20 protein-coding genes are annotated in these 22,053 nt (G+C 63.6%); 9 read left to right on the forward strand and 11 right to left on the reverse strand.

What is annotated here, in order from left to right:
* Positions 1-3 precede the first annotated feature (3 nt).
* The gene (locus NCS03_RS08465; protein ID WP_350029356.1) at positions 4-1,233 is read right to left on the reverse strand and encodes a molybdopterin molybdotransferase MoeA; all 1,230 of its coding nucleotides are present in this window, start codon (positions 1,231-1,233) and stop codon (positions 4-6) included.
* Between the two features lie 243 nt (positions 1,234-1,476).
* Between NCS03_RS08465 and NCS03_RS08470 the strand changes: the two genes are divergently transcribed.
* From NCS03_RS08470 to NCS03_RS08495, 6 genes are all read left to right on the forward strand, one after another.
* A complete protein-coding gene (locus NCS03_RS08470) occupies positions 1,477-2,022 on the forward strand; it encodes an NUDIX hydrolase (RefSeq protein ID WP_008349294.1) in 546 nt (181 codons plus the stop codon).
* Between the two features lie 48 nt (positions 2,023-2,070).
* Positions 2,071-2,802 carry a leucyl/phenylalanyl-tRNA--protein transferase gene (gene aat, locus NCS03_RS08475; RefSeq protein ID WP_008349292.1) on the forward strand — a complete coding sequence of 244 codons (732 nt, stop codon included), beginning with the start codon at positions 2,071-2,073 and terminating at the stop codon, positions 2,800-2,802.
* 112 nt (positions 2,803-2,914) lie between these two features.
* A complete protein-coding gene (locus NCS03_RS08480) occupies positions 2,915-3,742 on the forward strand; it encodes an arginyltransferase (protein WP_033536383.1) in 828 nt (275 codons plus the stop codon).
* Between the two features lie 96 nt (positions 3,743-3,838).
* The gene (locus NCS03_RS08485) at positions 3,839-4,861 is read left to right on the forward strand and encodes a quinone-dependent dihydroorotate dehydrogenase (RefSeq protein WP_250529053.1); all 1,023 of its coding nucleotides are present in this window, start codon (positions 3,839-3,841) and stop codon (positions 4,859-4,861) included.
* A gap of 114 nt (positions 4,862-4,975) precedes the next feature.
* On the forward strand, positions 4,976-5,776 hold the full coding sequence (locus NCS03_RS08490) for a cystine ABC transporter substrate-binding protein (protein ID WP_008349288.1): 801 nt from the start codon (positions 4,976-4,978) through the stop codon (positions 5,774-5,776).
* Positions 5,777-5,901: 125 nt separating this feature from the next.
* Positions 5,902-6,561: an amino acid ABC transporter permease gene (locus tag NCS03_RS08495; protein ID WP_034473185.1), complete on the forward strand. Its 660-nt coding sequence runs from the start codon at positions 5,902-5,904 to the stop codon at positions 6,559-6,561.
* A 35-nt stretch (positions 6,562-6,596) separates the two neighbouring features.
* On the opposite strand, the gene NCS03_RS08500 is transcribed toward NCS03_RS08495, so the two are convergent.
* The 4 genes from NCS03_RS08500 to NCS03_RS08515 all read right to left on the reverse strand — a co-directional run bounded on the left by NCS03_RS08500 (position 6,597) and on the right by NCS03_RS08515 (position 10,889).
* Entirely contained in the window at positions 6,597-7,589 is a 993-nt protein-coding gene (locus tag NCS03_RS08500; RefSeq protein WP_250529054.1) for a Gfo/Idh/MocA family protein, read from the reverse strand.
* A gap of 146 nt (positions 7,590-7,735) precedes the next feature.
* Complete coding sequence (locus tag NCS03_RS08505; protein ID WP_008349281.1) at positions 7,736-8,488, reverse strand: FadR/GntR family transcriptional regulator; 753 nt, start codon at positions 8,486-8,488, stop codon at positions 7,736-7,738.
* Positions 8,489-8,971: 483 nt separating this feature from the next.
* A complete protein-coding gene (locus NCS03_RS08510; RefSeq protein ID WP_250529055.1) occupies positions 8,972-10,123 on the reverse strand; it encodes a glycosyltransferase family 4 protein in 1,152 nt (383 codons plus the stop codon).
* Between the two features lie 232 nt (positions 10,124-10,355).
* Positions 10,356-10,889, reverse strand: a complete 534-nt coding sequence (locus tag NCS03_RS08515) for a GNAT family N-acetyltransferase (protein WP_008349278.1) — start codon at positions 10,887-10,889, stop codon at positions 10,356-10,358.
* Between the two features lie 377 nt (positions 10,890-11,266).
* Here NCS03_RS08515 and NCS03_RS08520 point away from each other — a divergent pair, with 377 nt between their 5' ends.
* The 3 genes from NCS03_RS08520 to NCS03_RS08530 all read left to right on the forward strand — a co-directional run bounded on the left by NCS03_RS08520 (position 11,267) and on the right by NCS03_RS08530 (position 15,514).
* A complete protein-coding gene (locus NCS03_RS08520) occupies positions 11,267-12,295 on the forward strand; it encodes a DUF1839 family protein (RefSeq protein WP_051079023.1) in 1,029 nt (342 codons plus the stop codon).
* A 1,017-nt stretch (positions 12,296-13,312) separates the two neighbouring features.
* Complete coding sequence (locus NCS03_RS08525; protein ID WP_008349275.1) at positions 13,313-14,059, forward strand: Crp/Fnr family transcriptional regulator; 747 nt, start codon at positions 13,313-13,315, stop codon at positions 14,057-14,059.
* A gap of 33 nt (positions 14,060-14,092) precedes the next feature.
* Positions 14,093-15,514 carry an undecaprenyl-phosphate glucose phosphotransferase gene (locus tag NCS03_RS08530; protein WP_034473220.1) on the forward strand — a complete coding sequence of 474 codons (1,422 nt, stop codon included), beginning with the start codon at positions 14,093-14,095 and terminating at the stop codon, positions 15,512-15,514.
* Positions 15,515-15,583: 69 nt separating this feature from the next.
* On the opposite strand, the gene rpiA is transcribed toward NCS03_RS08530, so the two are convergent.
* The 6 genes from rpiA to rnr all read right to left on the reverse strand — a co-directional run bounded on the left by rpiA (position 15,584) and on the right by rnr (position 21,870).
* Positions 15,584-16,273: a ribose-5-phosphate isomerase RpiA gene (gene rpiA / locus NCS03_RS08535; RefSeq protein ID WP_008349271.1), complete on the reverse strand. Its 690-nt coding sequence runs from the start codon at positions 16,271-16,273 to the stop codon at positions 15,584-15,586.
* Between the two features lie 66 nt (positions 16,274-16,339).
* Entirely contained in the window at positions 16,340-16,735 is a 396-nt protein-coding gene (locus NCS03_RS08540; protein ID WP_008349269.1) for a SirB2 family protein, read from the reverse strand.
* Positions 16,732-17,499: an N-acetylmuramoyl-L-alanine amidase gene (locus tag NCS03_RS08545; RefSeq protein ID WP_250529069.1), complete on the reverse strand. Its 768-nt coding sequence runs from the start codon at positions 17,497-17,499 to the stop codon at positions 16,732-16,734. Before NCS03_RS08545 ends, NCS03_RS08540 begins: the two co-directional genes overlap by 4 nt.
* A 68-nt stretch (positions 17,500-17,567) precedes the next feature.
* On the reverse strand, positions 17,568-18,518 hold the full coding sequence (locus NCS03_RS08550) for an HNH endonuclease (protein ID WP_250529056.1): 951 nt from the start codon (positions 18,516-18,518) through the stop codon (positions 17,568-17,570).
* A 42-nt stretch (positions 18,519-18,560) separates the two neighbouring features.
* Complete coding sequence (gene rlmB, locus NCS03_RS08555) at positions 18,561-19,304, reverse strand: 23S rRNA (guanosine(2251)-2'-O)-methyltransferase RlmB (RefSeq protein ID WP_008349264.1); 744 nt, start codon at positions 19,302-19,304, stop codon at positions 18,561-18,563.
* 103 nt (positions 19,305-19,407) lie between these two features.
* On the reverse strand, positions 19,408-21,870 hold the full coding sequence (gene rnr, locus NCS03_RS08560) for a ribonuclease R (protein ID WP_008349262.1): 2,463 nt from the start codon (positions 21,868-21,870) through the stop codon (positions 19,408-19,410).
* Positions 21,871-22,053: the final 183 nt, after the last annotated feature.

Below are 22,053 nucleotides of genomic sequence, written 5' to 3' on the forward strand. Positions count from 1 at the left end.
TCTCTACCGCGTCAGTTCTGAAAATGGGATGAAGCGCACGATCTCGCCCGCGCCGATCGCATGATTCGGCGGATTGTCGATGAGACCATCGCCCCAGACGGTCGATGTCAGCACGGCCGAGCTCTGATTCTCGAAGAGATCGAGGCCGCCCGACGCGTTCACGCGCGCGCGCAGGAATTCGTTGCGGCGATCGCCTTTTTTCTGGCTGAAGTCGGCGCGCATCGAATAGACGCGCGGCGCGACGTTCGTCACGCCCGCGAGCCGCAGCAGAAACGGCCGCACGAACAGCAGGAACGTGCAGAAACTCGAAACCGGATTGCCCGGCAAGCCGATGAAAAACGCCTCATCGCGAACCGCGCCGCCGCGCCGCACCGCGCCGAACGCGAGCGGCTTGCCCGGCTTCATCGCGATCTGCCACATCGAAATGCGTCCTTCGGCCTCGACCGCCGGCTTCACATGATCTTCCTCGCCGACCGACACGCCGCCGCACGTCAGGATGAGATCGTGGTCCGCCGCCGCGCGCCGCAAGGTTTCGCGCGTCGCATCGAGCCGGTCCGGCACGATGCCGAGATCCGTCACCTCGCAGCCGAGCTTCGCGAGCAGCGCGCGCAGCGTGAAGCGGTTCGAGTTGTAGATCGCGCCGGGTTCGAGCGGCTCGCCCGGCATGCGCAGTTCGTCGCCGGTGAAGAAGATCGCGACGCGCACGCGCCGCACGACCTCGAGCTGCGCACATCCGACCGACGCCGCGAGCCCGAGCGCCTGCGGCGTCAGGCGCGTGCCTGCGGGCAGGATCACCGAGCCGCGCCGGATATCCGCGCCTTGTTGCGTGATCCACTCGCCCGCCGTGGGCGCCTGCCCGAACGCAACGCGCCCGTCGTCCGACGCTTGTGCCATTTCCTGCATGACGACGGCGTCCGCGCCGGGGGGCACCGTCGCGCCGGTGAAGATGCGCGCGGCCGTACCCGCCGCGAGCGGCCCGGCCGCGTGCCCCGCCGGGATGCGCTGCGACACCCGCAACGTGACCGGCGCGCCTTCGCTCGCGCCAGCGAGATCGGCGATGCGAACCGCGTAGCCATCCATCGAACTGGTGTGCATCGGCGGGACGTCGAGCGGCGAGGTCACGTCGGCGGCGAGCACGCGGTTCAGCGCATCGAGCGTGTCGACGCGCTCGCGGGCGTCGACCTGACGCGCGGCGTCGAGCAGACGGCCGAGCGCGTCGGCGGTGGCGAGCATCGGAGAACGGCTTGAAGCGGCTGGCGTGGATGACATGGCGTTCGGTTGGGACGCGCGCGGCGGCCTGATCGTGAAAGGGACATTGCAATTCCGGTCAACTATTGTAGCGAGAAGGCAGGCGTCGCACCTTCGCCCTCGGGCACGCCGGACATGCGCCGCGACCGATACCGCAATCCATTCGCGCGCCTCAAAGCCGCGGCGGTGCGGTGATACACTCGCAGCACACTTCCCACGTCCATTTCCATGAAATTCTGTTCCCTCTGCGGCCACGAGGTCGGTCTCGCCATTCCGCCCGGCGACAACCGCGAGCGCTTCGTCTGCAACAACTGCGGCACCGTTCACTATCAGAATCCGCGCAACGTCGTGGGCACCGTGCCGGTGTGGGACGACAAGGTGCTGCTGTGCCGTCGCGCGATCGAGCCGCGTTACGGCTACTGGACGCTGCCCGCGGGCTTCATGGAAATGCAGGAAACGACGAGCGAAGGCGCCGCGCGCGAGACGCTCGAGGAAGCGGGCGCGCGCGTGGAGATTCAGAGTCTCTTCACGCTGCTCAACGTGCCGCACGTGCATCAGGTGCATCTGTTCTATCTGGCGCGGCTGCTCGATATCGAAGTCGATCCCGGCGAGGAGAGTCTGGAAGTGAAGCTCTTCGAGGAAAGCGAGATTCCGTGGGACGAGATCGCCTTTCCGACGGTCGGACAGACGCTGCGATTCTTCTTCGCCGATCGCGCCGCCGGAAACTTCACGCTGCATACGGGCGACATCTTCCGCACGCTGCGCGACGGCTGATTCCGCCGCTGTCCGACGAATCTCACTGAACGCCGCCCTCCCGAGAACATGGTTCCCTGGCTCGCCGACGACGATCCCTTCCCGCCCGTCGAGCGCGCGCTCGGCGCGGCGAGCGGCGCGCCGGGCCTGCTCGCCGCGAGCGCCGATCTTCTGCCGTCGCGGCTCATCGATGCTTACGGGCGCGGCATCTTCCCGTGGTATTCCGACGGCCAGCCCGTGCTGTGGTGGAGTCCCGATCCGCGCATGGTGCTGTTTCCGGCCGAGTTCAAGGTGTCGGATTCGCTGCGCAAGACCTTGAAGCGCGTGGTGCGCGATCCGGTCTGGGAGATCCGCGTCGACGACGATTTTCCCGCCGTGATGCGCGCCTGCGCCGACACGCCACGCGACGGCCAGCGCGGAACGTGGATCACGTCGGATATCGTGGATGCCTACACGACCTTGCATCGCGCAGGCAACGCGCACAGCGTCGAGACGTGGTTCGACGGCGTGCGCGTGGGCGGACTGTACGGCGTGTCGTTCGGGCGCATGTTCTTCGGCGAGTCGATGTTCGCGCACAAGACCGACGCGTCGAAAATCGCGCTTGCGGCGCTCGTCGGACACTTGCGCCGCAATCAAATTGAGATGATAGACTGCCAGCAGAACACGTCGCATCTGGCGTCGCTGGGCGGCCGCGAGATCGCGCGCCGCGCGTTCGTCGCGCATCTGAGACGGGCGACGGCGGAACCGGCGATCGGCTGGCGCTTCGACAAATCCGTCCTTCTCGACGTGCTGGCACGCTAAACGCTACACGCGTGATGCCCGAGCGACACATGCAATGCAGCCGCCGCGCGCCTGAAGACGATCTCGCGCGCCGGCCGGCAACGACGAGACGACGCCTGCGAGAGCCGCCAACGTGACACATCCGAACGAGCTGCCGCTGTCACCGCTTTCCGCGCTGCAATTCTATGCAACAGCGCCCTACCCTTGCAGTTATCTGGAAGGGCGTGTTGCGCGCTCGCAGGTGGCCACGCCGAGCCATCTCATCAACTCCGACGTCTACACCGAACTCGTCAAGGCCGGCTTCCGGCGCTCGGGCGTCTTCACGTATCGACCGTATTGCGACGGCTGCCGCGCCTGCGTGCCGGTGCGCGTGCCGGTCGCGCGCTTCGTGCCGAACCGGGCGCAGCGGCGCGTCTGGAAGCTGCACGGCAATCTGATCGCGAGCGTCGCGCCGCTGCATTACGACGAAGAGCATTACGCGCTTTACATGCGCTATCAGTCGGCGCGTCACGCGGGCGGCGGCATGGACCGCGACAGCCGCGATCAGTACGAGCAGTTCCTGCTGCAAAGCCGGATCAATTCGCGGCTCGTCGAGTTTCGCGAACCCGCGCATCCGGGACATCCGGACGAGCCCGGCGAACTGCGCATGATCAGCATGATCGACATACTCGGCGACGGCTTGTCGTCCGTGTACACGTTCTTCGAACCCGATCTGCCGAAGACGAGCTACGGCACCTTCAACATCCTCTGGCAGATCGAGCAGGCGAAGAGTCTCGACTTGCCGCACGTCTACCTCGGCTACTGGATCCGCGAAAGCGAAAAAATGGCGTACAAGGCCAATTTCCGGCCGCTGGAAGGTCTGATCGACGGCCGCTGGACGCTGCTCGATCCCGCGAACACGCACTCCGCGGGCGCGCTGCCGATGCCCGGGCGCATCAACGGCCCGAGCCAGCCGAAATAGCCGCCGAAGTCCCTCCCGCGCGCCCGGACCGGCACGCCGTCCGAAACGGCTAAAATAGCGGTCTTAAAAAAATTCGCCGTCGCCGGCTTTCATTTCGTGTTCAGTTCCCTCTATCCGATCGCGCGTTCGCATCTCTTCAAGATGGACGCGGAAGACGCTCATCATCTGACGCTGCGCATGCTCGGCGCGGCTGGCCGCACCGGGCTCGCCGGCATGCTCGCCAAGCGCGGCCCCGATTCGCCCCGCACCGTCATGGGCATCACGTTCCGCAATCCGGTCGGACTCGCGGCGGGGCTCGACAAAGACGGCGCGTGCATCGACGGGCTCGCGGCGCTCGGCTTCGGCTTCATCGAAGTGGGCACCGTGACGCCGCGCGCGCAACCGGGCAATCCGCGCCCGCGCATCTTCCGGCTGCCCGAGGCGAACGCGCTCATCAACCGGATGGGCTTCAACAATCGCGGCGTCGATCAGTTCGTCGCGAACGTCAAGGCCGCGCATTATCGCGGCGTGCTGGGACTGAACATCGGCAAGAACGCCGATACGCCGATCGAACGCGCCGCCGAGGACTATCTGTATTGCCTCGAGCGCGTCTATCCGTTCGCGAGCTATGTGACGATCAACATTTCGTCGCCGAACACGAAGAATCTGCGGCAGCTCCAGGGCGCGGGCGAACTCGATTCGCTGCTCGGCGCGCTCAAGCAAAAGCAGGCGCGGCTGTCCGATCTGCATGGCAAGCTCGTGCCGCTCGCGCTGAAGATCGCACCCGATCTCGACGACGAGCAGATCAAGTCGATCGCGGGCACGTTGCTGGCTCACAAGATCGACGGCGTGATCGCGACCAACACCACGCTTTCCCGCACCGCCGTGACCGGCATGAAGCACGGCGACGAAGCGGGCGGCCTGTCCGGGCGTCCGGTCTTCGACGCGTCGAACGAGGTCATCCGCAAGCTGCGCGCGGAGGTCGGGACCGACGTGCCGATCATCGGCGTAGGCGGAATTTTCTCGGGCGACGACGCGCGCGCGAAGCTCGCGGCGGGCGCGTCGCTGGTGCAGATTTATACGGGGCTGATCTATCGCGGTCCCGCGCTCGTGAAAGAGTGCGTCGAAGCGCTCGCGTGACGCCCCAATCCGGCATATAGACATAAGCAAACGATATTACGCAGCGATTGCGTTTTCACTATGATCGCCGCATCGAAAAAAAGACGCTGTGCCCATCAAGAGGAAAACAACACGATGAAACTGTCCACGCTCAAGAAGCTCGTCGCCGCCAGCCTGATCGGCGCGGCATTCACGGCCGTCACGACCGCCGCCCACGCCGAAGATCTGCTCGATCAGGTCAAGCAGCGCGGCACGCTGCGCGTCGGTCTCGAAGGAACCTTCCCGCCGTTCAACTCGAAAGCGCCGAACGGTGAACTGGTCGGCTTCGACGTCGATATCGCCAAGGCCGTCGCGGCCAAGCTCGGCGTGAAGCCCGAGTTCGTCACGACCGAATGGAGCGGCATCATCGCGGGCCTGCAGGCGGGCAAGTTCGACGTGATCGTCAACCAGGTCGGCATCACCGATGCGCGCAAGCAGACGCTCGATTTCTCGCCCGCCTACACGTACTCGAACGCGCAACTGATCCAGCGCAGCGACGACAAGCGCGAGTTCAAGTCGCTCGAAGAACTGAAGGGCAAGAAGCTCGGCGTCGGCCTCGGCACGAACTATATGGACATGGCGAAGTCGGTGCCGGGCATCGACGTGAAGACGTATCCGGGCGCGCCCGAGTACCTGCGTGATCTCGCCGCCGGGCGTCTGGACGCCGCGCTCAACGACCGCCTGATGCTCGCGTACTTGCTGAAGAATTCGCAATTGCCGCTGCGCACCGGCGCGAATGTCGGCGCGGGCAATCCGTCCGGCATTCCGTTCAAGAAGGGCAATCCGAAGTTCGCCAAGGCGATCGACGACGCCATGACCCAGCTCGAAGCCGATGGCACGTTCTCGAAGATTTCGGACAAGTGGTTCGGCATCGACGTGACGAAGCCGGCGAAATAAGACGCGCCGTTTCCGGCGTCGCGAGGGCGGCATCGTAACGGTGCCGCCCTTCTCTTTTGCCGGCTCGGTTTAATATGTGCCGGTTTGTTTCACTTCAGCACCGTTTCAGTCAACGCGTCTCTTAAATGTCCACGACATCCCTGCTCGTTCAATCGGCGCCCGTGCTGGCGCAAGGCGCGCTGCTGACGATCAAGTTCGCGCTCTACTCGATGTTCTTCGGCCTCATCGCGGCCGTCGTACTGGCGTTGATGGGCATCAGCCAGAACCGCGCGCTCGTCGCGATCGGACGCTGCTATGTCAGCGTGATGCGCGGCACGCCGCTGCTCGTGCAGATCTTCGTCATCTACTACGGCCTGCCGAGCCTCGGCATCTCCCTCGAACCGACGCCCGCGGGCGTGATCGCGCTGTCGGCGAACGTGGCCGCGTATCTCTCGGAAAGCATGCGCGGCGCGATTCTCGGCATCCACGCCGGGCAGTGGCTCGCGTCCTATAGCCTCGGACTGTCGCGCGCGCAGACGCTGCGTTACGTGATCGGGCCGCAGGCACTGCGCATCGCGGTGCCGAGCCTGTCGAACAGTCTCATCAGTCTGATCAAGGACACATCGCTCGTGTCGGTCATCACGGTGACCGAACTGTTGCGCAGCGCGCAGGAAGTGATCGCGGCGACCTATCAGCCGTTGCCGCTTTATCTGGCGGCGGCGTTCGTCTACTGGATTCTTTGCAGCGTGCTCGAATTCGTGCAGCGGATTTTCGAGCGGCGTCTCGCGCTGCCGGGGCGGCACTGATCGCAAACAGGCCGCTGAAAAGCGGCTTTTTCGCATTAGTCGGTTTCGAACGGAAACCTGAGATTCAAATCGCGCCGCGCGGCGTCGATGATCGCGATCATCCGCATCGACGTTGCGTGCGGCATGACCGGGCTCTCGGTTTCGCCGGCGCGCAGCAGCTCGCAGAAATGCGCGGTTTCGTAGTTGAGGCCGCCGCCCGAGAACGGCTCGTCGAGTTCGGCCTTTCTTCCGTCCGTATAAGCGATCGTCGCGCGCGATGGATTCCACCAGTTCTCGTGGATCGTCACCGTGCCGAGCGTGCCGCCGATGAGCGCATCGCCGCGGCCTTGCAGCTCGAGTCCGCAGAACAGTTGCGCGATGCCGCGTTCGTGGCGCACGTTCAGGCTTGCGAAGACGTCGACGCCGGTCGCGCCGAGCCGTCCGATGGTCTGCACGTCGAGCGCCTCGCCGAGCCAGTCGACCGCGAGAAACGCCTCGTAAATGCCGATATCGAGCAGCGCGCCGCCGCCCGCGTCCAGCGAGAACGACGGATGATCGAGCGGCACGTTCGCCATCGAGCAGCCGGCCCGAACGAGACCGATTTCACCGATCGGATCGCTTTGCACATGCTCGCGCAAGCGGCGATACAGCGGATAGAACGGCGGCTTCATCGCTTCCATGAACAACACGTTCGCCGCGCGCGCCGCGTCGATCATGCGTTGCAGCTCGCGCGCATTCACGGCTGCGGGCTTTTCGCACAGCACGGGCTTGCCCGCCGCGAACGCGCGCAACGCGTACGCCGGATGGCTGTCCTGCAAGGTCGCGATGTAGAGCGCGTCGATGTTGGCGAGCAGCGCGTCGAAATCGGTGAATGCGCGGGCATCGAATGCATCGGCCAATGCGCGCGCCGGTTCTTCGCGGCGCGACCACACGCCCGCGAGCCGCGCGCCTTCGACGTGCGTGAGACTGTCGGCGAAGCGCCGCGCGATGCGTCCCGCGCCGACGATGCCCCAGCGGATCGTCTTTTCATCGATATTCGTATTGCTCAAGCCTGCCTCCGTGCGCCAGATTCGTCGTGCGACGCATTGTGCCTGATTGCGTCGCATGACGACTGCGCGCGGCGGGCTCAGACGGCAAAAAGCCGGGACATGTCCCGGCTCGATACATTCGATCGTCCGATGCGTTCGAGGACGCGCTACGCACCCGCGGACGCGTTCACGTTCGGCGACGCAGGCTGACTGTTCACGCGCTCCAGCGAGAACGCGCGGCCGACTTCTTCCGCGGCCAGGTCGACGAGCGCGCGCGTCGCGGCTTCGGCGGCGGCGGGATCTTTCGCCTCGATCGCCTCGACGACGCTCTTCTGCGCCGCGAGCGTCGCTTCGCGCACGGACTCGATGCCGTCGACGATCGGATTGACCGTCACCAGCGCGCCGCGCACGATCGCCGTCATCTGACGAAAGAACTGGTTGCCGCTCGCCGCCACGATGCGCGTATGCAGCACTTCGTCAGCCGCCTGATATTCCGGCTCGCCGACCTGCAGACGCGACAGTGTGTCGAATGCATCGCGAATCCCGGCGATTTCGTCGGGCGTCGCGCGGGCGGCGGCGAGCGCTGCGGCGCGCGGCTCGATCAGCATGCGGAATTCGATTACATCGCGTAAAAACGTCTGATCCGGCTTGGCGCGAAAACGCCAGCTCACCACGTCCTCGTCGATGAGACGCCAGTCGCTCATCGGACGAATGCGCGTGCCGGTTTTCGGCCGCACATCCAGCATGTGCCGCGCGAGCAGCATCGAGAGCGCCTCGCGCATGACGGTGCGGCTCACGTCGAACTCCTTCGAGAGGATGTCCTGCGGTGGCAGTATCGCGCCATATTTTTGCTCGACGATCCCTGAGACGAGTCCGTCCATGACCTTCGCCACCAGCGATCGCTCTTTGTTGTCATCCATCTCGCTTCTCCCCTTCTCGCCTGTTCCGTAGCCGTGTGTATGAGCGCATCGCTTTCGCTTCCCGGGCTGCGAAAGGCACGACGGGTTCCCGACAGGTCCATTCGTCGTGCTTGATACGTTGCGTCTTCGTTGCTTCGAATGCCAGTTGGGAATTTCCTGACAGGGTAATCCCTCTGGCTTCGACGTCACTGTTTCGTTTTTTACTTCTTACCGCTTCACGTGCATCTCTTGCGCTCGCGCCGCGCGCGCGCAGGCATTCATCAGGGAAACTGAAGAATGGCTGCGTCGCGTCGCGGCGTGTGCGTTCTTTCGCGGCCCGCTGTTGCCATCGGACCGATCATGCACCCATTTGAGCAAGCATCTCGTAGGCTTTCTGTGCGAACGCGAACGGAAGCCGGCTCGCTTTTGCCTTTTGTATGATCGGATGGTTTGGACGAAAGTACCGTGGCGCGGTGCAAGCGGGGCGATTTGTCAGCCCTATGCTTAAATCGCGCCATCTGTCGTTCGGGGTGTGCGCGCGTCGAGATCGATCTGCCGGCGCTTCAGTGCTTCGCGCTCCGTAAGCGCTTGCTGATACACCGCGAGGTACTCGTCGCAGACTCTTTCGACGGAAAGCTGGTGCAGGCCGTGACGCGCGCGCGCCGCCAGTTGCCCACGCGCCTGCCGGTCGAGCAGAAGCCAGCGCAGTTTTGCCGCTGCCTGCCCGATGTCGCCGGCGGGCACGAGCAGACCCGCAGCGCCGTCGTCGAGCATTTCGGGGATACCGCCCACGCGCGTCGCGACGATCGCGCAGCCGGCCTCGCGCGCCTCCGCGATCACGAGCGGACTCGGGTCCTGGCGCGAGAGCAGCGCGATTACATCGGCGCTCGCGAAATACGGCCGTGTATCGGCGACGAAACCCGTGAAGTGCGCGTTCTCCGCGATGCCGAGCTCGGCTGCCAGCGCTTCCATCGATCCGCGATCGGGGCCTTCGCCGACGAGATACAGATGCGGCTCCGCCATGAATTCGCGCTCGCTCGCGGACTGCTCGCGCACCTGCGCGAACGCCTGCAGAAGATCCGCAATCCCTTTCCTGCGATACATCCCCGCCACGCAGACGATATTCGGATGCTTGAGCCGCACCGGCTTCGCGGGCGGCCGCGTGATGAGCCGCGGCGCGCCGACGGCGCCGTTGAGCACGGTCGACAACCGCGCCGGCCCGATGCCGCGCGCCTCCAGATCGAGCGCCAGCGCGCGGCTCACGGCCACCATGCGATCGCCCGCGCGCACCAGCGCCGCGCTTTTCTGCAGTTCGTGATGCACCGTGGTGACGAGCGCGAAGCGCCGCCGCATGCTGCCGAAACGCGAAATGAGCGCGCCGGTCATCATGTGCGCGTGCACGATGTCGGGATCGAAACGATCGATGAGACGATTGAATCCCGCGATCATCGACGGCACGCGCCACGGTTGCCGCGACTGCTGCAGCGAAACATGCGTGATGCCGTGGCGACGCAAAAGCGGCTCGAAGCCGCCGCCCGACGACGCGACCACGACGTCCTGCCCCATGCGCGCCTGCATGCAGGCGAGATCGACCATCATGTTGACGGTGCCGTTGCCGATCGTCTGCGCGTGATTGGCGAGATGGACTATTCGCATGAGATAGGCTGTTTGTGCGCTCGCCGGCCCATGCCGGCGGCGTCGATCTTATTGTTTCGAGGACGCGTCTCGAAGCGGCCTGCGCCGCGCCGATCGCGTTGTTATCGCGTTGTTATCGCTTTGTTATTGCCTCGATGCCCGGACGGTCCACGCCTTCGATGCTGCTGACTGCCGCGTTGGTTCTTTCGCCGCGCGCGCGGTTGCGGCGCACGCTGCGCGTCTCTGGTGGCGCTTACAGCAACTCGTACGTCGTGGCGTTGTCGCTCGCGGCGAACGGAGCCTTGCTCGCGCCCGATGCTTCGCGCGATTGCCGGCCCTTTCTCGTCAGACCGATGTACGGCATGCCGTGCTCGAGAAACGGCCCTTCGGTCTTGCGAAAGCCGAACGCCTCGTAGAAACCGCGCAGGCTCACCGGCGCGGTCAGCCGCACGCGGCGGCCGGGCCAACGCTCGGCGGTCACCGCGAGCACGCGTTCGATCAGTGCGTGCGCGGTGCCGTCGCCGCGACGCAGCGGGCTCGTCAAGATCTTGTCCACCACGACTTCCGGATCATCCGCGTCGCCCTCGTTGATGCGTGCATAGGCGAGCACGGGCATCGAACGGCTCATGTCCTCGGCGGCGAATACGTGCGTGCCGGTTTCATCGCGACCATCCGGGTCGAGATGGACATGCGACTGTTCGACGACGAACACCGCACTGCGCGCGCGCAAAATCAGATAAAGCTCCCGCGCAGTGAGTTGTTCGAAATCCAGCGTTTTCCAGTTCATCGATTATCTCCATGCTTTACCGGCAATTACCGGCGTTGCGACGATTGAACGTTACGTGCCGACCCGCCTGAATTCAGTGCGCCATCGCACCGACCCATGACGCGCGCGCCTTTCAAATAAGCTCGACCACACGCACAAAGGCGTCCCGGGGAAAAAGACGCCTTTCCGACGATCAATGCGACCGCGCTACAGCCCGGGTTGCGGGCTGCCGCGCGCGCGTCGCATGGCGTCGATAGCACTCGCGTAATACGGCACCTTCATGGGAAAATCACAATGCATACCGCCATCGAACGCGATAGAGACGCACGATTAAAAGCACATTCGCTCCATTGCGCACGCGGTATCGAACGCCGGCCTTTCCGGCCCGAGGTCACGGCATGAGCGCGTTCCATACGAGCGGTGTGACGGATTCAGGAGCAAGTCGTTCCCGCGTCGTGTCACTCGATCCCTTGCGCATGCGTGCGCGGCGGCATCACGCGCACGCGCTGCATCGCGGCGAGCGCATCTGGCGTGAAGCGGTCGCGCCCGTCGATCTGTGGATCGAAATTCTGCACGGCAACGGGCTCGAACCGCGCGCTGCGCTCGCGTTCGCCGTCGCTCAGGACTTCGAAGCCGATCAGTTCACGCTCGGCAAGCTGCCGTTCGAAGACATCGAAAAACTCTACGGCCTGCAAGTGCAGGAGCTTTCCGTGTTCGATTCGCTCGAAGAGCGCGCGCTCGTGCAGACGCGCCGCGCGAATATCGTGCTCGTCGAAGTCGATGCGTTCTATCTGCCGGACACGCGCACGGCTTCGTATCGCCGCGAGCATGCGAAGACGACCATCGGCATCGATGTGATCGATCGCGATGCGCGGCGTCTCGGCTACTTTCATCACACGGGTTATCACCTTCTCGACGGCGAAGACTACGACGGCGTGCTGCGCTCGAATGCGACGCCCGAGCCGGCGCTTTTTCCGCACGTCGAGTTTGTCAAGCGCGTGCGCGAGCCGCTGTCGGGCACGCCGCTCGCGGAAGTATCGGCGGATCTGCTGTGCGCGCATCTGTTGCGGCGTCCGATGCACAATCCGATCACGCGTTGGCGCGCGGCGTTTCCCGAGCATCTCGATACGATGATTGCGCGCGGCGAATCGTATGCGCGTCATTACGCCTTCAACGTGATGAGGCAACTCGGCGCGAACTTCGAATTGCTCGCGCATTATCTGCAGTGGATGCGCGAACAAGGCTTCGACATTCCCGTGCAGACGTATGCGGGCGCGCGCAAGATCGCGAGCGAAACCATGGTGATGCAGTGCCGCCTCGCGCGCGCCCTTTCGCGCGGACGACGAGAGCTGTGCGAGACATCGTTCGACGTGATCGAGGATGCGTACGAACGCGTGATTCCTCCGCTTGCGGACATCGTGTGCTGAACGTTGATGTCGAACCGCGATTCGCACGCGCTTTCATCTCGGCAGCGACTGTTTAAAAAGACACATTTCAACCCTTGTTTCAAGGGTTTTTTCACTCGCTTACCTTCGCGTCTTATGCGGGTTTTTATGACCTCGTGATGTCGCCGCGAGAATTTCTGCGCGACGGTTTCTCCGCGTTAATGAGTTCCGCATGAGATTGTCCTCGATGAAACATTTCAGGGCATCGCGTGCACGACTGAAATGCGCTGCGCCCGACCATGAATCCGATGAATGACGCGCAAACGTTTCACGGCGGCTAGTCGCGTGCCGAACTCGCGAGAGGGTCGCTACAAGGCCTGTGTGGGCTACTCCTCGCCGAAAGCCGCGCTACAGAGGCGCTTATGCGCGAGGAATCGCACACGCAGATTTCACTTCGTGCAACGGGCGCAACGTTTCCGCTTCATGCAACGCCGCGCGGAAGACTTTTCCCGATACCGGCAAAGCCTTATCCGGCAAGGCTTCGTGGGGAATCAAGCAGCGCTCGGATAAACACGCGTTCGCCAGCCCACGGAGCCGATGGAACACGGATGAATCATTTTCCATTGTCCCTACGAAAGAAGGTGGTATGTCGAAGGGATGTCGACCCGTGAGGCCTGTCGCACCGTGGTCAAAAAATCCTCAACCGCCATTCGAGGGGTATGCGCTGATGAAACTCATCGGGGCACGCACGTATTCCTAAGACCACCGATGTTCAAGACTGAAACAAAAACGCAGCGCTGCGCTGCATCACAAAAAGTGCACGAGTTATGAGGCCCCGCCAGCATTGCGATTGCCCGCATTGGCACAGTCCTCGCTATTAGAAGCACGCAACCCAGACCAGTGCGATCAACCAAAAGCAATTCAAGTACGAAACGGGCGGCTACGGGGCTGATGTCATCCTTCCTCGAGGAACCGGCGCAAGCGGCAATCTTCGAAAACGGTCACATCAGTAAATAAAAATTGAAGCGCAACGCGCGAAAGTTACGAGAGAGAACAATCATGCTGACCCTCCAGTCCGACCTGCACGGCAATCATCTGCTTGGCGCGCTTCCTGCGCACGAATGGCAGGCGCTCACGCCGCATCTCGAACTCGTGCAATTGCGCACCGAGCAACTGCTGTGCGACTCCGGCCAACGGATTCACCACGTCTACTTCCCGACGACCGCGATCATCTCGCTGCTGCACACGATGGAAGACGGCGGTTCGGTCGAGATTGCCGCGGTGGGACGCGAAGGCATGACTGGCGTGCCGGTTCTGACCGGCGGCGAAACGATGCCGACCCGCGTGCAGGTGCAATGCCCGGGCTTCGCGTATCGCATGAGCGCGCAAGCGTTGCGCGAGCAGTTCGGCCGCTCGGACTTCCTGCGCCGCCTGATGCTGCTCTATATGCAGGCGCTGCTCACGCAGGTCGCGCAGACGGCGGCATGCAACCGGCATCACTCGCTGAACAAGCAACTTTGCCGCTGGCTGCTGATCGAAATCGATCGCACGGCGTCGAACGAATTGCAGGTCACGCAGCAACTGATCGCGGACATGCTGGGCGTGCGCCGCGAAGGCGTGACCGAAGCGGCGGGCAAGCTTCACGACGCGGGTCTCATTCATCACAGCCGCGGCTGCATCAAGGTCGTGGATCGCGAGGGTCTGGAAGCACGCGCATGCGAGTGCTACGGGCTCGTCAAGCGGGAGTTCGATCGACTACTTCCGCGTCTTCGTGCAACCGAGGCGATATCGGCCTCAAGTGTCTAACGGCTAGGATTAATGCAAGAAAAAAACCTCGATCTGTTCTCATGGCTGGCGCGTGTTCTGGATGTCTGTCTCATCATCGCGGGCGGATTGATCGCGCATGACGTACGCTTTTCGTCGCTGGATTTCGTCAGCGATATCGAAAGGCTTCTGATCGCGTTCAACTCCGCACTCGCCCTCCTGCTCTTCCCGGCTTTCGGCGTGTATGAAACCTGGCGCGGCAAGCCGTTCGCCATGATGCTGGCGCGCGTCACTTTGGCGTGGATGGCGGTCGTCGCGGGCGCCCTGCTGCTCGCCTTCACGCTACATCGCATGGATACGGTGTCGCGACTCTGGTTCGCGTATTCGACGCTCATTTCCGGCGCGCTCATCATCGCTTCGAAGCTGATCGTGTACTCGGCCTTGCGCCTGATGCGCGGCCGCGGCCTGAATCAGCGCACCGTGGCGATCGTCGGCGCGCAGGGTTTCTCGCGGACCTTGCTCGCGCACCTGTGCAGCACGCCCGAACAGGGCTTTACTCCGGTGTGCATTCTCGATACGACCGGCGACGAGGAACTGCACGCGAGCGGCATCAGCGGCATGCCCACGCCGACGACCGCGATCGGCATGGGCGGCAATCGTTTGCCGGTGCTGAACGATTTCGACGAACTCGTCGAGAAGGTGCGCGCCGAGGAAATCAACGAAGTGTGGCTCGCGCTGCCGCTGTCGCAGGAGCACACGATCTACCGCTTCGTGCATGCGCTGCGGCACGATTTCGTGAATCTGCGGCTGATTCCGGACACGCGCAGCATTTCGCTCTTCAATCATTCGATGACGGATGTCGCCGGGCTCGCGACCATCAACCTGACGACGTCTCCGATCAGCACGCTGCAGATGTGGCCGAAGATGCTCTTCGACCGCCTGTTCGCGGCGGCCGCGCTGCTCGCGCTCTCGCCGCTGATGATCGCGATCGCGATCGCCGTGAAGACGACCTCGAAGGGTCCGGTGTTCTTCACGCAGCATCGCAAGGGCGCGGACGGACGGCCGTTTCGCATCTACAAGTTCCGTTCGATGGGCGTGCATCGCGAGCACGGTCAAGTGACGCAGGCGACGCGCAACGATCCGCGCGTGACGAAGGTCGGCGCGTTCCTGCGGCGCACGAGCCTCGACGAGCTGCCGCAGTTCCTGAACGTGCTGTTCGGGCATATGTCGGTGGTCGGTCCGCGCCCGCACGCGATCGAGCACGACGATCTGTACAAGGATCTCGTCTACGGCTACATGTTCCGCTACCGCATCAAGCCCGGCATTACCGGCTGGGCGCAGGTGAACGGCTATCGCGGCGCGACGGAAAAGGTCGAGAAGATGCAAAGCCGCGTGAAGTTCGACCTCTTCTACATTCACAACTGGTCGTTCTGGTTCGACATCAAGATCGTCGCGATGACGATGTTCAAGGGATTCATCGGACGCAACGCGTATTGATCGGCGTAAAAACGCGAAAGGCCCGGCGATTTTCGGATCGCCGGGCCTTTCGCTTGGTGCGCGCGTGACTTACTTGTAGTCGATGCGCTCGACGCCGTTCTCCGTGCCGAGCAGACAGATATTCGCGCCGCGCGCCGCGAACAGACCGACCGTCACGACGCCCGGCCAGGCGTTGATCTGCGCTTCGAGCGCACGCGGATCGGTGATCGACAGGCCCTTCACGTCGAGGATTTCGTTGCCGTTGTCCGTGATGAACGGCGAGCCGTCCTTCGTCACGCGCACGATCGGCACGCCGCCGAGCGCCGCGAGCTTGCGGCCGATTGCCGTGCGCGCCATCGGCACGACTTCGACGGGCAGCGGGAACGTGCCCATCACCGGGACGCGCTTGCTCGCGTCGGCGATGCACACGAACACGTCCGCCACCGACGCGACGATTTTCTCGCGCGTGAGCGCGCCGCCGCCGCCCTTGATCATCGCGCCGCTCGCGTCGATTTCATCGGCGCCGTCGACGTAAATGGAGAGCGTCTCGATGTCGTTCAGATCGAACACCTTGAAACCGTGCGATTCGAGCCGCGCCGTGGTCGCGAGCGAACTCGACACCGCGCCGCGATAACGCGCCTTGGACTTCGCGATGGCGTCGATGAAGCAGTTCGCCGTCGATCCGGTGCCGACGCCGATGATCGCGCCTTCCGGCACGTTCGCGTTCACGTAGTCGGCGGCGGCCTGACCGACCAGTTGCTTGAGTTCGTCTTGAGTCATGGGAGCGGTGCTGCTGTATCGGTGAAAACTGAGATTTTATCGGAGCGCGGGCGACGGCCTCGCGGATCATGCCAACGCGTGCAGGAAGCCGAGCGGATCGTGCGTGCGCGCCACCGACGCGATGAACGCGAACACGACGATCGCCAGCACGCCATAAACGGCGCGCGCGCCCTTCGTGCGGCCGCGCTTGAGCGCGAACGTGCCGAGCACGATATAGACGACGAGCCCCGCGATTTTCGCGCCGAGCCACGCAGCGTTCGCCGAAAAGCCGATGATCGCGACCAGCGCGATGGCGCTCGCGAGCAAAAGCGTATCGACGATATGCGGCAGGATTTTCGTCGCGCGCGCGGCGAGGAGGCGCGAATTCGTCAGCATCCAGATCCAGCGCAGCACGAATCCGGCGATGGAAAGGCCGGCGCAGGTCATGTGGATCGCGCGCAGTGTCGGAAACCAGTCGTTCATTGTGGGAAGTATTTATCGAGCAGGGCCTGGGCGATCGCGTCGCTTTCTGCATCCGCGTTGCCCGCGTGATCCGACGGGCGAAAGTGCATCTGAAACGCGCTGAAGACGCGGCGGGTTTTGGCGTCGAGCACGCCGTCGGTCGCGACTTCGTAGCCGTAGCGGTTCAGCTTTTCCTGCAGCGCGCGCACGTCCGATGGCGCCTTCGGATCGCGGCCCGCGAGATGCGTGGCAACAGCCGCGTCGTCGGGCCATGCGCCCACGCCGGCGTCGTATAGCGCATGCCACGGGAAAAGCGGACCCGGATCGATCTTGCGTTGCGGCGCGATGTCGCTATGGCCGACGACGCGCGTCGGCGGGATGTGGTAGCGCGCGACGATATCGCGGGAGAGCTTGATGAGCGCATCGACTTGCGCGGGCGGATACGGCTGCCATTTTCCATCGCTCAGCGGGCCGATCGGACCGAGATTCACGTTCTCGATGCCGATAGACGACGCGTTCAGCTCCGTCGCGCCCTGCCACGAGCTCACGCCGGCGTGCCAGGCGCGCTTGTCTTCCGGCACCAGTTGATAGACGACCGGCTCGCCTTTCTCGATGCGCGGGGCGTCGGGGACGACGTAGTGCACGCTGACTTCATCGCCGGTCAGGACGGCGAGCGATCCCGCTTCGTCGATCTCCGTGTAGTGCATCACGAGGAAACGGATGCGGGAATCGGCGTTCTTCGCGTGGTACTGCGTGTCGGCGATGTAGGTGGTGCGGTCTTGCATCGCGGTGCAGGCGGTGAGCAGGCATGCGGAGATTGCTGCGGCAAGACGAATCGCGCGTGTGGTGCTCGTCACGATTGCATTTCTCGAAGCGAATGCACGTGCATCCAGTGGGTGAGAAGCGCGTCGCGGCTCGGCTGGCTTTTGGGATCTTTCGGAAGCCGAAGCCTTTTGCCGGCTAGCGCGGCGTACTCGCTGCCCTTCAGTTCCGGCGAAATCGACACTTCATAGGTCGCAGGGTCAATCGTAATCAGCATGCGGTCGTAAAGCGTGTGCAAGTCCGCACGAAGTAAAAGGCCGTTTCGAACGTCGTTGGTTTCAGTGCCCATGTAGCCGCAGATATGCGCGGCTTCGAGAACCGCTTCGACCGCGCAGTCCGTGAGCGCGCAACGGCGCTCGTAGGCTTTGAGCAGTCCATTGCGAAACGCGGGTTGGCCTTGCCTTACGACGATGGAAACGAGTGTCTTCTTGCGGGCGTCTTCGATGCACGATGGATCGAATTCAGTGAAAGTCTCAAGAGCTTGCTCGACTCGATCGATGAGCAGAGCGCTGGCCACTGGCGAATCGAAGCGGGGACTCTTCAGCTCGAAATACCCATCTTGCCAACGAGTCACCAGCGCCAAACCGAGAACTCGATAGCGCGGTCTCGGCTTAGGCTTGACCTGACGCAGAACGCCAACCGGAATCCCATCATTCATACATGCCACAAGCGCGCGATTTGTGAACTGACTATCACGCTCAGCGGGATCGAGTTGCTCTTGGAAATACCGGTAGGTCCAAGACCCGTCTGACAATGTGATCGGCTCGTGATCGGCGTACGGGCTATTCAGCGACTGACGCACGCTGACGGCGTAGCCGATGCCTTTCGGTTTATGTATGCCTTTTGCCTTGTTGACGATAAAAGTGCCATCCGGCAAAGGCTTTGGCCATTCCACTTCTTGGCCTTGAAAGTCCTGAAACCATTGGAGAGCGGCTCGGTGAGAAGGGCCGAGCCGTTCGAGCTTTGCGTTAAGTGACGCCATGTAGAAGCGAGGACGAATTCTGTTTCAAATGCTGGTCAGCAGTTACTTCTTCACCGCCCGCTGCCTCACCGCCTCAAACAAACAAACCCCCGACGCCACCGACACATTCAAACTCTCGACCGTCCCCGCCATCGGGATATTCATGATTTCGTCGCACGTCTCGCGGGTCAGGCGACGCATGCCCTCGCCCTCCGCACCGACGACGATCGCCACCGGACCATCCAGCTTGGTCTCGTAAAGCGATGCCGTCGCCTCGCCCGCCGTGCCGATCACCCAGACGCCCGCCTCCTTGAGTTCGCGCAGCGCGCGCGCCAGATTCGTCACGGTGATATACGGCACGCTCTCCGCCGCGCCGCTCGCCACCTTCGCCGCCGTCGCGTTCAGGCCCGCCGAGCGATCGCGCGGCGCGATCACCGCATGCGCGCCGGCCGCATCCGCGACGCGCAGACACGCGCCGAGATTATGCGGATCGGTGACGCCGTCGAGCACCAGCAGCAAAGGCGTGCCCGAAATGCCATCGAGCAGTTCGGCCAGATTCTGCGCGAGCGGCAGATCGTGCGCGCGCGCCACCACGCCCTGATGCTGGACGTTGCCCGACAGCCCCCAGAGACGCGCTTCATCGGCCGCGATCAGCCGCACGCCCGCTTCCTTCGCGGTCCGCAGAAAGTCCTGCATGCGCCGATCCTTGCGCGTGGGGTCGTACAGCACCTCCTCGATCGACGATGCATCCGCGCGCAAACGTGCGGTCACTGCGTGAAATCCGTATAGAACCTTGAGACGTGACATGACTGATCCGAACCTTCGGTGAAAACTTGAAAAGCACGACGCGGTCCGAAGCACGAAGCATCGGACCGCGCGTATTCGATGGCGGCTGTATTGACGCGCCGCCCTAACGTTTCTTGCGCGCCGGCCGTCCCTGCGATGCCGACTTCGACGCCGCTCCGCGCTTCTTCGCCGCGCCGCCGCGCGGACTCGCCGCAAGCGACGCGCCCTTCTTCGTGCCGCCGCGCGCGCGCGTGCTCGGGGCGTCGTCGTCGCCGAACGGACGGATACGCGGTCCCGCGCCGATGCCGGCAGCCGCTGCATCGCTCGCACCGGTCGACGGACGCGGCGACGGCGGCTTCACCGGCGTATCGCGAACCAGCCGGAAATCGATCTTGCGCGCATCGAGATCGACGCGGCTCACCTGCACGCGCACGCGATCGGACATCCGGTAGCGAATGCCCGTGCGCTCGCCGCGCAGTTCGTTCTTGATCTCGTCGTACTGGAAATAGTCCGAGCCGAGCTCGGTCACATGCACGAGTCCTTCGATGAAGAGCGAATCCAGTTGCACGAAAATGCCGAACGACGTCACGCCGTTCACCATGCCGCCGTATTCCTCGCCGAGCTTGTCGCGCATGAAGTAGCACTTGAGCCACGCTTCGACGTCGCGCGAGGCTTCGTCGGCGCGACGCTCGTTGGACGAGCAATGCAGCCCGAGCTCTTCCCAGATCGCGACGCTGTTGCGAGCGCGGCCACGCGCGGAGTCGTCGGCCTTCTGCAGTTCGCGCGCGGCTTTCGTGAGGCCCGTGCTCAGGAAAACATCGTGACCGACGTCCGGCAGATACTTCTTGCCCTGCAAGATCGCGTAGATCGCGCGATGCGTGAGCAAGTCGGGATAGCGCCGGATCGGACTCGTGAAGTGCGCGTACGCCTCATAAGCGAGGCCGAAATGGCCGATGTTGTCCGGGCTATAGACGGCCTGCTGCATCGAACGCAGCACCATCGATTGCAGCATCTGCGCGTCGGGCCGGTCGCGAATCTGCGCGATGAGGGCGGCGTAATCGCTCGCGTGCGGCTTGTCGCCGCCGGTGAGCGTCAAGCCGACGCCGCGCAGGAACGCGCGCAGGTTTTCGAGCTTCTCTTCCGTCGGCCCCGCGTGCACGCGATACAAACCGGGATGCTTGTTGCGCTTCAGAAAGTCGGCCGCGCAGACGTTCGCGGCCAGCATGCATTCCTCGATCAGCCGATGCGCGTCGTTGCGATGACGCGGCACGATCTGCTCGATCTTGCCCTGCGAGTTCACGACGATATACGTCTCGGTCGTATCGAAGTCGATGGCGCCGCGCTTCTGGCGCGCGGCATGCAGCGACTTGTAGACGCCGTAGAGGTTCTGCAGCTGCGGCAGGATATCGGCGCGCTTCGCCGCTTCCGGACCCTTCGTGTTGGTGAGCACGGCCGCGACTTCGGTGTATGTCAGGCGCGCCGCCGAGTGCATCACGCCGGGATAAAACTGATACGCCTTGATCTCGCCGCGCGCGGTAATGACCATGTCGCACACGAGCACGCAGCGATCGACATCGGGGTTTAGCGAGCACAGGCCGTTCGACAGCTTCTCCGGCAGCATCGGAATCACGCGGCGCGGGAAATACACCGACGTGCTGCGATCGAGCGCATCGATATCGAGCGCTTCGTTCGGACGCACGTAATGCGATACGTCCGCGATCGCGACCAGCAGACGAAAACCCTGACCACGTCCCACGGCGACCGGCTCGCAATACACGGCGTCGTCGAAATCGCGCGCATCTTCGCCGTCGATGGTGACGAGCGGCACGTCGCGCAGATCGACGCGATGACGGATATCCGCCGCGCGCACTTCGTCGGGCAGCTTGGCGGCGGCGGCGAGCGCGGCGTCGCTGAATTCGTGCGGCACGCCGTACTTGCGCACCGCGATTTCGATTTCCATGCCGGGATCGTCGATATCGCCGATCACTTCGACCACGCGTCCGAGCGGCTGCGAATGGCGGCTCGGAAAATCCGTCAGATCGACGGACACGACCTGCCCGACCTTGGCCTTCTTCGGATTTTGCGTGATGAGGATGTCATGCCCGATGCGCTTGTCTTCGGGCACGAGAATCAGCGCGCCGTTCTCGTTGACGAGGCGCCCGATGACGCGCTTGTTGGCGCGATCCGTGACCTCGACGATGTGCCCTTCCGGCCGTCCGCGCCGGTCATAGCCGACGATGCGCGCGAGCACGCGATCGTTGTGCATGACCTTCTGCATTTCGCCATTGGGGAGGAAGAGATCGTCCTGGCCGTCATCGCGGATCAGAAAGCCGAAGCCGTCGCGATGCCCCTGCACGCGCCCCGCAACAAAATTCGACGGATGCGTGAGTTGATAGTGGCCGCGCTTGTCGAGGCGGATTTGCCCGTCGCGTTCCATGGCCGCCAGTCGCTTGAAAAATCCTTCGCGCTCCTGGCGCTTGATCGACAACGCTTCGGCGATGTCGTTCGCGGCATGCGGTGTCTCGCTCGTGCGCAGCACGCCGAGAATTTCTTCGCGGCTCGGAATCGGATACGGATATTTGCTCAAGGGCGTAGTCGTGTTTTTTCTCGTTGGACGGGACTTTTGCGGTGCTTTGCAACCAATAATGCGGTCATCGTTGCGGGTCATTCTAACACCCGTCTTTTAAGCGCCACGGGCGCGAGACGCCGACGCGGCGCGCTTCGCGGCTCGTGACGCGGCGCGCTTCGCGGCTCGTTACAGGCATCGCAT

This window comes from Caballeronia sp. ATUFL_F1_KS4A, assembly GCF_023630905.1.
Taxonomy (GTDB): Bacteria; Pseudomonadota; Gammaproteobacteria; order Burkholderiales; family Burkholderiaceae; genus Caballeronia; species Caballeronia zhejiangensis.

What these genes read in the sequence shown, in the direction of transcription:
- NCS03_RS08465 (WP_350029356.1), bottom strand. Translation starts at nt 1,233, where the DNA reads ATGCTCGCCACCGCCGACGCGCTCGGCCGTCTGCTCGACGCCGCGCGT.
- NCS03_RS08470 (WP_008349294.1), top strand. Translation starts at nt 1,477, where the DNA reads ATGAAATTCTGTTCCCTCTGCGGCCACGAGGTCGGTCTCGCCATTCCG.
- aat (WP_008349292.1), top strand. Translation starts at nt 2,071, where the DNA reads ATGGTTCCCTGGCTCGCCGACGACGATCCCTTCCCGCCCGTCGAGCGC.
- NCS03_RS08490 (WP_008349288.1), top strand. Translation starts at nt 4,976, where the DNA reads ATGAAACTGTCCACGCTCAAGAAGCTCGTCGCCGCCAGCCTGATCGGC.
- NCS03_RS08495 (WP_034473185.1), top strand. Translation starts at nt 5,902, where the DNA reads ATGTCCACGACATCCCTGCTCGTTCAATCGGCGCCCGTGCTGGCGCAA.
- NCS03_RS08505 (WP_008349281.1), bottom strand. Translation starts at nt 8,488, where the DNA reads ATGGATGACAACAAAGAGCGATCGCTGGTGGCGAAGGTCATGGACGGA.
- NCS03_RS08510 (WP_250529055.1), bottom strand. Translation starts at nt 10,123, where the DNA reads ATGCGAATAGTCCATCTCGCCAATCACGCGCAGACGATCGGCAACGGC.
- NCS03_RS08515 (WP_008349278.1), bottom strand. Translation starts at nt 10,889, where the DNA reads ATGAACTGGAAAACGCTGGATTTCGAACAACTCACTGCGCGGGAGCTT.
- NCS03_RS08520 (WP_051079023.1), top strand. Translation starts at nt 11,267, where the DNA reads ATGAGCGCGTTCCATACGAGCGGTGTGACGGATTCAGGAGCAAGTCGT.
- NCS03_RS08525 (WP_008349275.1), top strand. Translation starts at nt 13,313, where the DNA reads ATGCTGACCCTCCAGTCCGACCTGCACGGCAATCATCTGCTTGGCGCG.
- rpiA (WP_008349271.1), bottom strand. Translation starts at nt 16,273, where the DNA reads ATGACTCAAGACGAACTCAAGCAACTGGTCGGTCAGGCCGCCGCCGAC.
- NCS03_RS08540 (WP_008349269.1), bottom strand. Translation starts at nt 16,735, where the DNA reads ATGAACGACTGGTTTCCGACACTGCGCGCGATCCACATGACCTGCGCC.
- NCS03_RS08545 (WP_250529069.1), bottom strand. Translation starts at nt 17,499, where the DNA reads ATGCAAGACCGCACCACCTACATCGCCGACACGCAGTACCACGCGAAG.
- NCS03_RS08550 (WP_250529056.1), bottom strand. Translation starts at nt 18,518, where the DNA reads ATGGCGTCACTTAACGCAAAGCTCGAACGGCTCGGCCCTTCTCACCGA.
- rlmB (WP_008349264.1), bottom strand. Translation starts at nt 19,304, where the DNA reads ATGTCACGTCTCAAGGTTCTATACGGATTTCACGCAGTGACCGCACGT.